11 protein-coding genes and 2 pseudogenes are annotated in these 13151 nt (G+C 57.0%); 4 read left to right on the top strand and 9 right to left on the bottom strand.

The window, feature by feature from the left end; translation table 11 throughout:
• Positions 1–7: 7 nt before the first annotated feature.
• The gene (glyS, locus tag HBA26_RS09915) at positions 8–2077 is read left to right on the top strand and encodes a glycine--tRNA ligase subunit beta (protein ID WP_028015075.1); all 2070 of its coding nucleotides are present in this window, start codon (positions 8–10) and stop codon (positions 2075–2077) included.
• A gap of 93 nt (positions 2078–2170) precedes the next feature.
• Here the strand turns inward: glyS and HBA26_RS09910 are convergent, their stop codons facing one another.
• Positions 2171–2548 (bottom strand): hypothetical protein, encoded by a 378-nt coding sequence (locus HBA26_RS09910; protein ID WP_284733502.1) that lies wholly within the window; start codon positions 2546–2548, stop codon positions 2171–2173.
• Positions 2509–2733, bottom strand: a pseudogene (locus HBA26_RS23110) (hypothetical protein); the annotation flags it as partial. The pseudogene HBA26_RS23110 and the gene HBA26_RS09910, both read right to left, overlap by 40 nt.
• A 795-nt stretch (positions 2734–3528) precedes the next feature.
• Between HBA26_RS23110 and HBA26_RS09900 the strand changes: the two are divergent.
• A pseudogene (locus HBA26_RS09900) lies at positions 3529–5147 on the top strand (ABC-F family ATP-binding cassette domain-containing protein).
• A gap of 38 nt (positions 5148–5185) precedes the next feature.
• On the opposite strand, the gene HBA26_RS09895 reads toward HBA26_RS09900, so the two are convergent.
• Positions 5186–5473: an HTH-type transcriptional regulator gene (locus HBA26_RS09895; RefSeq protein ID WP_028015078.1), complete on the bottom strand. Its 288-nt coding sequence runs from the start codon at positions 5471–5473 to the stop codon at positions 5186–5188.
• Between the two features lie 331 nt (positions 5474–5804).
• Here HBA26_RS09895 and HBA26_RS09890 point away from each other — a divergent pair, with 331 nt between their 5' ends.
• Both HBA26_RS09890 and cspA read left to right on the top strand, forming a co-directional pair.
• The gene (locus HBA26_RS09890; RefSeq protein WP_045260020.1) at positions 5805–6515 is read left to right on the top strand and encodes a DUF3053 domain-containing protein; all 711 of its coding nucleotides are present in this window, start codon (positions 5805–5807) and stop codon (positions 6513–6515) included.
• Between the two features lie 247 nt (positions 6516–6762).
• Positions 6763–6975: an RNA chaperone/antiterminator CspA gene (gene cspA / locus HBA26_RS09885; RefSeq protein ID WP_003860775.1), complete on the top strand. Its 213-nt coding sequence runs from the start codon at positions 6763–6765 to the stop codon at positions 6973–6975.
• A 58-nt stretch (positions 6976–7033) separates the two neighbouring features.
• On the opposite strand, the gene ghrB is transcribed toward cspA, so the two are convergent.
• The 6 genes from ghrB to HBA26_RS09855 all read right to left on the bottom strand — a co-directional run bounded on the left by ghrB (position 7034) and on the right by HBA26_RS09855 (position 13021).
• Positions 7034–8008: a glyoxylate/hydroxypyruvate reductase GhrB gene (gene ghrB, locus HBA26_RS09880; RefSeq protein WP_126345587.1), complete on the bottom strand. Its 975-nt coding sequence runs from the start codon at positions 8006–8008 to the stop codon at positions 7034–7036.
• Between the two features lie 26 nt (positions 8009–8034).
• On the bottom strand, positions 8035–9315 hold the full coding sequence (locus HBA26_RS09875; RefSeq protein ID WP_047366951.1) for an MFS transporter: 1281 nt from the start codon (positions 9313–9315) through the stop codon (positions 8035–8037).
• A gap of 117 nt (positions 9316–9432) precedes the next feature.
• The gene (locus tag HBA26_RS09870; RefSeq protein WP_126345586.1) at positions 9433–10371 is read right to left on the bottom strand and encodes a sugar kinase; all 939 of its coding nucleotides are present in this window, start codon (positions 10369–10371) and stop codon (positions 9433–9435) included.
• Between the two features lie 3 nt (positions 10372–10374).
• On the bottom strand, positions 10375–11124 hold the full coding sequence (locus HBA26_RS09865; RefSeq protein WP_126345585.1) for a sugar phosphate isomerase/epimerase: 750 nt from the start codon (positions 11122–11124) through the stop codon (positions 10375–10377).
• 103 nt (positions 11125–11227) lie between these two features.
• Positions 11228–12244 carry a LacI family DNA-binding transcriptional regulator gene (locus tag HBA26_RS09860; protein ID WP_028015084.1) on the bottom strand — a complete coding sequence of 339 codons (1017 nt, stop codon included), beginning with the start codon at positions 12242–12244 and terminating at the stop codon, positions 11228–11230.
• A 114-nt stretch (positions 12245–12358) separates the two neighbouring features.
• Entirely contained in the window at positions 12359–13021 is a 663-nt protein-coding gene (locus tag HBA26_RS09855) for an OmpA family lipoprotein (RefSeq protein WP_008502762.1), read from the bottom strand.
• Positions 13022–13151 lie beyond the last annotated feature (130 nt).

The raw sequence follows: 13151 nt of genomic DNA, 5'->3' as shown, positions 1-13151 counted from the left end.
GGCGGCCATGTCTGAGAAAACTTTCCTGGTGGAAATCGGCACCGAAGAGCTGCCACCAAAAGCCCTGCGCAGCCTGGCTGAATCTTTTGCTGCGAACGTGACCGCCGAGCTGGATAACGCTGGCCTGGCGCACGGTAAAATTGAGTGGTTTGCTGCACCGCGTCGTCTGGCGCTGAAAGTGGCAAATCTGGCGGCGTCTCAGCCGGATCGTGAAGTTGAAAAACGTGGCCCGGCGATTGCCCAGGCGTTTGACGCGGAAGGCAAGCCAAGCAAGGCTGCCGAAGGCTGGGCGCGCGGCTGCGGCATCACCGTCGATCAGGCCGAGCGTCTGACCACCGATAAAGGCGAATGGCTGCTGTACCGTGCCCACGTGAAAGGCGAAAGCGCGGAAGCGCTGCTGCCAAACATGATCGCCACTTCTCTGGCGAAGCTGCCGATTCCTAAGCTGATGCGCTGGGGCGCGTCTGACGTACACTTCGTGCGTCCGGTACACACCGTGACCCTGCTGCTGGGCGACACCGTTATCCCGGCGACCATTCTGGGCGTGGCGTCCGATCGCGTGATCCGCGGCCACCGCTTTATGGGCGAGCCAGAGTTCACCATCGACAATGCCGACCAGTATCCGCAGATCCTGCTGGAACGCGGTAAAGTTATTGCCGACTACGAACAGCGTAAAGCCAAAATTAAAGCGGACGCGGAAGAAGCGGCGCGTAAGATTGGCGGTAATGCCGACCTGAGCGACAGCCTGCTGGAAGAGGTCACTTCTCTGGTGGAATGGCCGGTTGTGCTGACCGCGAAATTCGAAGAGAAATTCCTGGCCGTTCCGGCAGAAGCGCTGGTGTACACCATGAAGGGTGACCAGAAGTACTTCCCGGTTTACGCCAACGACGGCAAGCTGCTGCCAAACTTCATCTTCGTGGCGAACATCGAATCGAAAGATCCGAGCCAGATTATCTCTGGTAACGAGAAAGTGGTGCGCCCGCGTCTGGCGGATGCCGAGTTCTTCTTCAATACCGACCGTAAAAAGCGTCTGGAAGATAACCTGCCGCGCCTGCAGACCGTGCTGTTCCAGCAGCAACTGGGTACGCTGCGCGACAAAACCGACCGTATCGCGGAGCTGTCCGGCTGGATCGCCCGTGAAATCGGTGCCGACGTTAACCACGCGACCCGCGCGGGCCTGCTCTCCAAATGCGACCTGATGACCAACATGGTGTTCGAATTCACCGACACCCAGGGCGTAATGGGCATGCACTACGCGCGTCACGATGGCGAAGCGGAAGACGTGGCCGTAGCTCTGAACGAGCAGTATCAGCCGCGCTTTGCGGGCGACGATCTGCCGTCCAACCCGGTTGCCTGCGCTGTAGCGATTGCCGATAAGATGGACACCCTGGCGGGTATCTTCGGCATCGGCCAGCATCCGAAAGGCGATAAAGACCCGTTTGCGCTGCGTCGTGCCGCGCTGGGCGTGCTGCGCATCATCGTTGAGAAGAACCTGAACCTTGATCTGCAGACCCTGACCGAAGAAGCGGTGCGTCTGTACGGCGACAAGCTGACCAACGCGAACGTTGTGGATGACGTGATCGACTTTATGCTCGGCCGTTTCCGCGCGTGGTATCAGGACGAAGGTTACACCGTCGACACCATTCAGGCGGTGCTGGCGCGTCGTCCAACCCGTCCGGCTGATTTCGATGCGCGTATGAAGGCGGTTTCCCACTTCCGTACGCTGGAAGCGGCATCTGCCCTGGCGGCGGCCAACAAGCGTGTATCCAACATCCTGGCGAAATCCGACGAGACGCTGAACGAGCGCGTAAACGCCGCGACGCTGAAAGAGCCGGAAGAGATCGCCCTGGCGATGCAGGTTGTGGTGCTGCGCGACAAGCTCGAGCCGTACTTCGCGGAAGGTCGCTACCAGGAAGCGCTGGTGGAGCTGGCGGAGCTGCGTGACGTGATCGACGCCTTCTTCGAGAAAGTGATGGTGAACGTAGAAGATAAAGAACTGCGTATTAACCGTCTCTCCATGCTCGAAAAACTGCGCGAGCTGTTCCTGCGCGTGGCGGATATTTCGCTGCTGCAGTAATGTGCCCGTTGTAACAAATGCTAAAAACCCGCTTCGGCGGGTTTTTTTATGGGTCTTTTGTAGACCGGATAAGCGCAGCGCCATCCGGCAGGTTTAGCCGATCGCGATTGTGCCTTCGTCTGTCTGCAGCCAGCGCGGTGCCTTCAGCGTATCAGCAAAGTAGCTGACCAGCTCGCACAGCAAATCTTCCATCACGATTTCAGATTGTCGCGACAGTGAGCCGTTCATCAGCATCTGCGTAAGCTCCTGACAGTAGCGCCCCAGCTGATCGCATTCGGGTTCGAAAGCCGGAACGCGTGACGGGAGTTCCTTCACGGTCAGGCTGGCTTTTAAAGCGTCCGGAACAGGTTCCAGAAGCGTGGGTTGCAGAAGATTCAGACAGGCATAAAGTCTGCCGTAAAGCGCCATTTTTGGGGCGGGTTCTTCGCAATCTACCAGTGCGTCGGTAAAACGTTCGCAGTTATCCGCCAGTTCGGTGAAGTCGGTGGCGTGGTTGAAGGGCAGGGTGAATAAAGAATGAGCTTGGGTTGAGGTAGTAGCCATATTGGCAGCCTCCGATAAGTGATAAAGCTTCCACCACCGGAAATGCTAACTTCGCTGGTGGTGGACTGAACAGAGTTAGCATTACCGGCCTTATCGGATACCGGCGCATCTTTCGATGCCCCTGCTCAGCCCACCATTGAGATGTAGCAAAGCATGCTGCACATAATGTGCCGCCGATAAGATAAGCCAGGATGCTAAACCCGGCACCTGATTTTGCAGGTGCAAAGAGAACTTACTGCTCATCAAAACAGGCGGCAATAGATTTGAGCTATGCCACTGAGGATATTACCATTTCTGGAAAGAGACTCGCAAAATTACCGCAATGAAAAGCATACTGCGGGCAGAGGTCTTACAGCGACGCTATGGTCCGGCTGTAAATCGCTGAGGCGTTTCCTGCAGGCCGGGGCGAGGCGCATGGATGCGCCGAGAGGGTGGGCTTTACAGGGATGTTACCTCCGCCCGTCCCCGATAAGCCGGAAGGAATAAGCCGAAGGTACCGCGTAGCGGCGATTTACCGCCGGGAGCCCGGGTAGCCAGGGTGGTGGCGATTGAGCCACCCTGGCACGTTCACGGGTATTGTCGTTACAGAGTAGCAAGGAACATAAAGTGAACGGAATGACCACCAGAATCGTATGCTTCCCCTCACCCCAGCCCTCTCCCTCAAGGGAGAGGGGGCCGTCTGTGCAAGCAATATTTGGTGGGGATCCCTCAGCCCAAAGGGAGAGGGAGTACAAATCGTCCAAAATTTAACCTTGAAATGGTCAACCCATTACCGCTATCCTTATCTCCGTTAAATTTCTCGCTCTGGAGCGCCCCCCAAAAATGAACAAACACGACTGATGAATTTCGATCCTTGCTAAACGCCACCGCGTGGGCAGGGGATATTTTGATTTCATTCAGGAGTGCTTATGGCTCATTTTGCGCAGTCCCCTTCTTTTATTTTGCATCAGGTCACCTGTCAGTTTGCGACGGGCGATACCCTTTTTGGTCCGCTGAGTTTTTCTCTTGAGCCGTCTCTGTGCGCTCTGGTTGGCCGCAACGGCAGCGGGAAAACGCGTCTGCTGCGTCTGCTGGCGGGGCTTGATGAGCCTGCAAGCGGGCATATTGAACGTACCGGAACACATGTCTATGTGGCTCAGCAGCAGGACATTTTGCCGCACACGACGCTGGCTGAGCTGCTCGGGTACGAGGCCATCTTCGCGGCGCGAGCGCGTATCGACAGCGGCGATTACCAGCCTGACGATCTGGAAATGCTTGATGGATTCTGGGATTTAGCTGAACGTCTTGGCGAGGCGTTTGTCCGGGCGAAACTTCCGCCGTTTGATCCAGATAAGCCAGCCGGTGAGCTCAGCGGCGGCGAGCGTATTCGCGCGCTGCTGTGCGGGGCGTTTACGGCTGAAGCGGATTTCCTGCTGCTGGACGAACCGACTAACCATCTGGATCGACAAGGACGGGCGTGGTTCTACGACCAGCTTGCCCGTTATCAGGACGGCGTGCTCGTCGCCTCCCATGACCGTGAGCTGCTGGCGCAGGTGCCGCGTATTCTTGAGCTGAGCAGCGGTGGCCTGCGCAGCTACGGCGGGAATTATGCGGATTATCAAACCCAGCGCGATGCCGAACAGCAGGCGGCCCGCGCGGCGCTGGAACATGCGGCCACGGAGCGCAAACGCACCCGCGCTCGTATGCAAAAAGAGCATGACGACAGCCAGCGGCGCTCGGCAAAAACATTACGCACCGTCGATACCCTGAATATCGCGTCGTTTGAACGCGTCAATACAAAGGCGCGGCAAAGGAACGTATCGGCGCCTGGAAAAAACAGCACAGCGAGCAAAATGAAGCCCTGAATGCCGCGGTAAACAAGGCGCGTGAGCGGGTTGAGGAAGATAACCCGGTGATGTTTACCCTGCCGGGGAGTCAGATCCCGGAAGGTAAACAGGTGCTGGTGCTGGAAGATCTGGTGTTACCGCATGTGCCTGTTTCTCCGCTTAGCTGGCGGATGGATGGGCCAATGCGCGTGGCGCTAAAAGGTCCGAACGGCTGCGGGAAATCGACGCTGTTGAAAGCCATCCTCGGTGACATTAGTCCACGCTCAGGAACCTGCAAGGTATCGGTCAGCTGTGCTTATCTCGATCAGCATCTTTCCCGGCTCGATCTGTCGCAGTCGGTCATGACGCACCTCAACCTGGGCAATACGCCCCTGGAAGAGGGTATGTTACGCACCCGTTTAGCCCAGCTTCAGCTGGGGGCCGACAAAGTCTCGCTCCCGCTGGCGGAACTGAGCGGCGGTGAGCGTCTGAAGGCTGCGCTGGCCTGCGTGCTTTGGCGCGGGGAGGCCACGCAGCTCCTGTTGCTGGATGAACCGACCAACCATCTGGATCTGGCTTCAGTGCAGGCTATTGAAGCGGCGCTGGCTGGTTTCCCCGGCGCGCTGCTGGTGGTGTCACACGATGATGCGTTTTTAAAAGGGTTAACGTTGACGCACGAGATGGTGTGGGAAGAGACGGGCTGGCGTTTCGAGAGCCTTTAAACACAAGCCCCCGCAGAGGCGGGGGCGTTCAAACTTTACTACGCTATCTGTTTGCTGAGTGCAGGGTTGGCCTGAATCAGGCGCATCAGCTTTAACTCGGTTGGGGTGGGTTTCTCTCGTTTTGACTCCCACTCCAGCACCATAGCCACGCTGACACCCATCGCTCTGGCGAATTCTTCAGTTTTCAGTCCTGTCCCTTTGCGCAATTGCTCATATTCTGTAAAGGGATTGGATTTTTGTTGCAGGGTAATGGCCTGCGGTACATCTTTAAAAACGATCTGTTCCAGACTGCTCAGCAGCTCAAACTCAGGATCTTTATATTCCATTGAGAACTCCTCTTAAATCTCACATCGTGATCAAGAACATCAGAGAGCCAATTAAGAATAGTCCCTAATACAAACCAAGGATCGTCACGGCTGTGATTAATCGTGCGGTAACGATCGCTTTACGCGATTCAGCTATCTGGATAGTTATGCTAATTCCCTGATTAACCATATGTCGGCTTCGCCAGGTATTTTTTTGTAAATAGTAAGAAATAAATCGGCAATAGCCGTTTTACATGAAAAGAGTATCTTGCAAGGCTGACCTGGACTATCCTTGTCAGCGTCGGGCACGCGTGTGCCGGTGTGCGCTTTTTTGGGTGAAAGGAGTAATAAAATGGCGACAGGAAAGTCCTGCTCTCGCTGGTTTGCGCCTATTGCGGCGTTGTTGATGGTTGTTAGCCTGAGTGGGTGTTTTGATAAAGAAGGCGATCAGCGCAAAGCGTTTATCGATTTTCTGCAGAATACAGTGATGCGCAGCGGCGAGCGGTTGCCGACGCTGACTGCGGATCAGAAAAAACAGTTTGGCCCCTTTGTGTCCGATTACGCCATTCTTTATGGGTATTCACAGCAGGTGAGCCAGGCGATGGACTCCGGTATCCGCCCGGTAGTGGATAGCGTGAACGCCATCCGTGTTCCCCAGGATTATATGACTCAGCGCGAGCCGCTGCGCCAGTCCAACGGTGCGCTCGGCGTGCTGAGCCAGCAGCTGCAAAATGCGAAAATGCAGGCTGACGCGTCACGTTCTGCGCTGAAGCAGGGCGAGGATCTCAAACCGGTCTTCGATAAAGTGTATGAGAAAGTAGTGACGAAACCGTCTGAAGCGATACAACCGCTGATTCCGGCCGCGCAGGTCTTCACTCAGCAGCTGGTTCAGGTCGGGGATTTCATCTCGCAGCAGGGGACACAGGTGAGCTTTGTTGCCAACGGCATTCAGTTCCCAACCTCGCAGCAGGCAAGTCAGTACAATACGCTGATTGGGCCGCTGGCCGCCCAGCACCAGGCCTTTAGCCAGGCGTGGGGTGCAGCAGTCGCTGCCACAGAATAAACCGAAAAACCCCGCCTCAGGCGGGGTTTTTTTTCGGCATTCAGAAAATAACGCTTGTCATTCCTCTACCACATCGGTATAACTGTTCGCGTCGGTTTGTTACACAGACCTAAAGCAGTTTAGTAAAGCAGTCCAGATTGTTATCCATAGATACCCTTCGTAGTGACCCTTCCTTCATCGCTTAAAAATCTGTAACGCAATCCATCAAGCCGGAAGGCACAATATATTTGTTAATAAGGTAATTTCTATGTCTGCTAAAATGACTGGTCTGGTTAAATGGTTCAACGCTGATAAAGGTTTCGGCTTCATCACTCCTGACGATGGCTCTAAAGACGTGTTCGTACACTTCTCTGCTATCCAGAACGATGGCTACAAATCTCTGGACGAAGGTCAGAAAGTTTCCTTCACCATCGAAAGCGGCGCTAAAGGCCCAGCAGCTGGTAACGTTGTAAGCCTGTAAGCTTCCAACCCAGTAGCACAAAATTCAAAAACCCGCCTTCTGGCGGGTTTTTTCGTTTCTACTGTTGGATCTGCGGGTTAACGCAGTTCCTGTCTACTTTTCCAGCAAGCGCGGCTATCAGGTTATCTACTGCCGTCGCCGCCATATTGTAGCGCGTCTCGTGGGTAGCAGAGCCGATGTGTGGCAGGGCGACGACGTTTGGCATGCTCAGCAGCGGGGAATCCACCGGAAGCGGCTCCTGCTCAAACACGTCCAGACCCGCGGCGTGGATCTCGCCGCTTTGCAGCGCTTCAATCAGCGCCTGCTCATCCACCACCGGGCCGCGACCCGCGTTGATGAAGATGGCGGACTTCTTCATTTTTTCAAACGCGGATTTGCCAATCAGATGGCGCGTTTCATCCGTCAGCGGCAGGATCAGGCAAACAAAATCGGCTTCCTGCAGCAGCGTATCCAGCTCGCAGTAACGCGCGTTGAAGCGTTCTTCTGCTTCACTGTGATGACGGCGCGCGTTATACAGAATCGGCATGTTGAAGCCGAAATACGCGCGCTGCGCCAGCGCCAGCCCGATACGCCCCATACCCACGATGCCCAGCGTTTTGCCATGCACATCCACGCCGAACCAGTCCGGCCCAATGCTTTTCGTCCATTCGCCGGCTTTCACACGCTCGGCCACTTCCACCACGCGACGGGCCGTGCTGAGCACCAGCGCCATCAGCGTATCTGCCACGGTTTCCGTCAGGGCATGCGGCGTGTGCATCAGCAGGATTTTACGGGCGTTCAGGGCATCCACGTCGAAATTGTCATAACCCACGGAAACGGTTGAGGTAGCACGAAGCTTCGGCATTTTCTCCAGCAGGGCGACATCCACTTTTTCGCTTGAACCCAGCAGGCCTTCGGCGTTGGCGAACGCATCGGCGTGCTGCGCCACGGTCTCCGGGCTCAGGTTCTTCACCTGCGTAACGGTGAAGTGTTCTTCCAGGCGTTTCTGCAGATCTTCCGGCAGAGCTTTATACAAAATGACGGACGGCTTCATGCTAATCTCCGTTGATTTTTAAGGATTCAGGCGTGGCGTGCGCCGACGAGGTGCTGTTGATTATTAGCAGGCTTAACAATCAAAGTAAGCCACACGGAGGCGAAAAGCGCTACCCCCATAAAGATGTACGACGCGGATGGGCTGCCGGTCACACCGTTCAGATAGCCGACGAACCAGGATCCGCAGAACGACCCCAGCGCGCCCATACTGTTAATCAATGCCATTGCACCGCCCGCGACGTTACGCGGCAGCATTTCCGGGATGATGGCAAAAAACGGACCGTACGGGGCGTACATGGCGGCACCGGCAACCACCAGCAGGGTATAAGAGGCCCAGAAGTGATTCGCGCCCACCGCCCACGAGCCGATGAAGGCGAAAGCGGCAATCAGCAGCAGCGGCCAGACAAACAGCTTGCGGTTTTGCAGCTTGTCCGACGCCCAGGAGACAACGATCATCGCGATGGTCGCGGCGAGATACGGTACGGAAGAGAGCCAGCCCACTTCCACCATGCCGAGGTTCTCGCCGCCGCTGCGGATAATCGACGGCAGCCACAGCACAAACCCGTACACGCCGATACTCCAGGTAAAGTACTGCGCGCAGAGCAGGATAACGTTGCGGGAGCGGAACGCTTCGCCGTAGTTGCGTACCGCCTTCAGCCCCTGCTGCTCTTTATCCAGTTGCGCCTGCAGCGCGGCTTTTTCATCTTCGGAAAGCCACTTCGCCTGGGCAGGCTTATCTTTTACCAGCACCCACCAGCAGAATGCCCAGATAATTGCGGGTACCCCTTCGATGATAAACATCTCGCGCCAGCCGAAGGACTGGATCAGGTAGCCGGAGACTACCGACATCCACAGTACGGTGACCGGGTTACCGAGGATCAGGAAGGTATTCGCGCGTGAACGTTCAGATTTGGTAAACCAGTTGCTGATGTAAATCAGCATCGCCGGCATGACCGCTGCCTCAACGACGCCGAGGATAAAGCGAATGGCCGCCAGGGCAGGAATATTGTTCACCACGCCGGTCAGTGACGCGCAGGCGCCCCACAGGATCAGACAGATGAAGATCAGCTTACGCACGCTGCGGCGTTCCGCGTAAATCGCGCCGGGGATCTGGAAGAAGAAGTAGCCCAGGAAGAAAAGGGCACCCAGCAGGGATGAAATACCTTTGGTGATGCCGAGGTCTTCGGTGATCCCCGCCGCGGACGCGAAGCTGAAGTTGGCACGATCGAGGTACGCCAGGCTGTACGTGATAAACACGATTGGCATGATGTACCACCAGCGTTTTACTGCATTGGTCGAACTGTTCATAGGCTTGCCTCTGTTGTTGAGGTTGTTACCGCCGTTGTCTGTAGGGTACACGGTGGCTTAATTATTTGGTGTGGCATGCTGCCCTCACCCTGGCCCTCTCCCACAGGGAGAGGGAATTTAAACGCCGAGCTCTGCTCGCGTTGGCAATCCTTCGCTGTCGCCCTGCACCTGAATCGCCAGCGAGCCAATCTTATTGCCCCGCGCGACGGCCTGCTGCAGCGGTTTGCCTTCCAGCAGGGCGCTAATGACGCCTACGGCAAAGCCATCGCCCGCGCCGACGGTGTCGACAACGTTCTCAACCTTCACCGCCGCGACCGCGCCCTGTTCGCCGTCGGCCGTTTTGAACCATGCACCATCGGCACCGGTCTTCAGCACCACCGCTTTTACCCCTTGATTCAGATAGAAATCAGCAATGCCTTCCGGCGTATTTTCACCCGTCAGAATCATCCCCTCTTTCAGGCCCGGCAGAACCCAGTCCGCCTGGAACGCCAGACGGTTCAGCTTCTCGACCATTTCCGCTTCGCTTTTCCACAGCACCGGGCGCAAATTCGGATCGAAAGAGATCGTTTTGCCCAGCGACTTCATGGTCGTTGCCGCATGGTCCAGCAGTTCATAGGAACTGTCAGAGAGCGCCGCCGCCACGCCGCTCAGGTGCAGATGGCGCGCGGAGGCAAAATAGCCGGCGTGGTAATCTTCCGTTGAGAGATGGCTTGCCGCCGAACCTTTGCGGAAATACTCCACAATGGGATCGGTTCCATTTTCGACCTTCGATTTAAGCTGAAAGCCGGTAGGAAAGCGTCCGTCCAGGGTGACGCCTGCGGCATCAATATTCTCTTTTTTCAGCGAGTCGAGAACGAAATGGCCAAAGCTGTCATCCCCCACGCGGCTGACCCAGCCGACGTTCAGACCGAGACGCGCCAGGCCGGTCGCGACGTTCAGCTCTGCGCCCGCTACGCGTTTCATAAAGTGCTCTACCGCGCTCAGTTCGCCCGTTTCGGTCGCGACAAACATCGCCATAGCCTCGCCGATCGTGATGGCATCCAGCGTTTTGTGCATGATTTACTCCTCGCGCAGCAGGTTGACGTAATGACGGGTAACGGCGGTTAAATCCGCCCCTTCCAGCGGGAACTCAATACCGCGCGGAGCATTTACAGGCAGCTGGCCGAGCAGATCCAGCCAGCGCGCGTCTGCGCGGTCCGGCGCCACGGCGCGGAAGTTATCTTTATGCGGCACGGCGGCTTTAACGTGGATATAGCTCACCGCAGGGGCCAGGTGACGTGCGGCTTCTTCGGGGGAGTCGCCGACCCACAGCCAGTTGCCCATGTCGAAGGTCAGCGTGACGGGCAACGCCATTTCCCGACAGGCGGCCTGGAAGCGCCGCATGGGCGCGAGCTGCCCGCAGTCGGTCTGATCGTTCTCCACAACAAGCGCCATACCGCTGGCATTCAGCAGGGCGCGCAGGGCGTCGAGAGGATGTGTGTCGCTGAAATGGCCGAGGGAAACCTTCAGCCACAGGGCGTTAAGGGTGTTGGCCTCAGAGAGATAGCGGGGCAGGTCCGGGTTAAGGGTGCCGTCGGCCATAAACAGGGCGGCGGGCGCGGAGTAGCACGCCAGCAGACCCATTAGCTCGATGGATTCGCTCAGTGCAGGCAGCGCCAGCAGCTCTTCGCTGTTAAACAGTTCGCGGCGGATCTCCACGCCGTCTGCCCCTGCGCCTGCAATAACGGGGAGCATCGCCCGCTGACCGCCTGCCTGTCGCACCTGTTCCGCGCCGTACGCGGCGGTGACCACCATGATTTTCCTGCCCATCTTCGGACTCCATCGCAACATATCAATACTATTACGCTAGATGGAACCGGTTCCAAAGAAAAGATCAGGATGTCGAATTTATGATCGCTATCACAAGGGGGAATTAACGGGCGGTGGAGCCGCGAACGATCAGCTCGCCGGAGAAGACCTGCTCGCGTACGGCATCGCGGGTGCCTTCAATACGACGAATCACTTGTTCTACAGCGGCATAGCCAATCTGCCAGGTGGGTTGTTTAAGGGTCGTAATACCCACGCCAGCGAGCTCCGCCCACTCCAGCTCATCAAAGCCCAGCAGACCGATATCGCTGCCCCAGTGCAGGCCAATGCGCTTGAGCGAGCGGGCGACCTGAAGCGTCAGCGCCCCGTTGGCGGAGATAACGGCTTTGCGCATCCCGCGATGGCGGGTATGGAACTGGCGCAGGGTGTTGTCGATCTGGTCGGCTTCGTGAAGCGGCGTTTCGGCATTTTCGGCGATCGCACCGGGATAACGCGCAAGCGTGGCGCGAAATGCCGCCAGGCGGTCGCGTCGGGTATTTACCATGCCCAGCGGTTCGCTCAGGAAAAGAATCGCTTCGAAGCCCTGTTCGATCAGGTGCTCGGTCGCGGTTGTGGCTGCCTGGGTGTTATCCAGCCCGACGACATCGCAGGCGAATTCCGGGATTTTACGGTCGATGAGGACCATTGGCAGAGAGGACTGCTGCAGGCGGTTCAGGCCCTCTTCACGCATGCCTACTGCGTTAACCACAATCCCTTCCACCTGGTAGCTGCGCAGCAGATCGAGGTAGTGCAGCTCCTGGTCGACTTCGTTGTTGGTATTACAGACCAGCGGCGTGAAGCCCTTCTCGCGGCAGGCGGCCTCGATACCGCTGAGGACGTTGACGGAGTAAGGGTTGGTGATATCGGCGATAATAAGGCCGATCAAACGGGTGCGACCGCGTTTGAGCCCGCGCGCCATCAGGCTGGGACGATAGTCGAGATCGGCAATGGCCTGTTCAATACGCGCCAGCAATGCGTCGGACAGCAGATGTTTCTCGCCGTTAAGGTAGCGCGAAATGCTGGTTTTACCGGTTTTGGCGGCTTTCGCCACGTCGCTGATGGTGGCCCGGGCTGGTTTGCTCATCGCTGATTTCCCTGAATTTAGTGAGAATACCTTAGCGGGAAAATCAACGATGGCAAGTGGTTCATGCCGGGGTGTGCGGTCTGTTGCCCTCACCCCGGCCCTCTCCCTCGGGGATTACTGAATCGGGCTCAACGTAATCTCTACGCGACGGTTTTGCGCTTTACCTTCCGCCGTGCTGTTGCTGGCGATAGGATTGGCAGGGCCCATGCCGCTGGTGCGGATGCGGTTTGCTTCAACGCCCTGGGTTATCAGGGAGCTGGCCACGGAATCGGCACGCTGCTGAGACAGACGCATGTTCAGATCCTGGCTGCCGGTGCTGTCGGTGTAGCCAATCACGTTCACGGCGGTCTTGTTGTACTCTTTCAGCACCATCGCCACGCCGGTCAGGGTGTTCGCGCCCGCAGGTTTCAGCGTGGCGCTGCTGCTGTCAAAGGTCACGTTGTTCGGCATGTTCAGGATGATGTTATCGCCGCTGCGGGTGACACTCACGCCGGTTCCCTTCATTTTGTCGCGCAGTTTCGCTTCCTGCACGTCCATGTAATAACCGACGCCGCCGCCCAGCGCCGCACCTGCCGCTGCGCCAATCAGCGCACCTTTGCCGCGGTCTTTCTTGGAGGAGGAGAGTGCCCCAACGCCTGCGCCGACCAGCGAGCCGATACCTGCGCCAATGCCGGATTTACCCGCTTCGCGCTCACCGGTGTAAGGGTTGGTTGTGCAGCCAGAAACAGCCAGTGCACCGCTCACCAGAGCGGCAATAACGAGTACGCGTTTTTTCATCTTCTTTCCTTAATCCTTTTTATTCTTTGCCACGGCGAGCGTGGCAGTTGATTATGACGTCCAGATACGGAGAAAATTCCGGGTATAACTCTGAAATTTGTGACAAACCATAAACGACCTCAACGAGAAG

The sequence above is a fragment of the Enterobacter sp. 725m/11 genome (genome assembly GCF_011683705.1).
Taxonomy (GTDB): Bacteria; Pseudomonadota; Gammaproteobacteria; order Enterobacterales; family Enterobacteriaceae; genus Enterobacter; species Enterobacter bugandensis.
The sequence above is the reverse complement of the archived record's forward strand: the minus strand, read 5'-3'. Positions and strand labels throughout refer to the sequence as shown.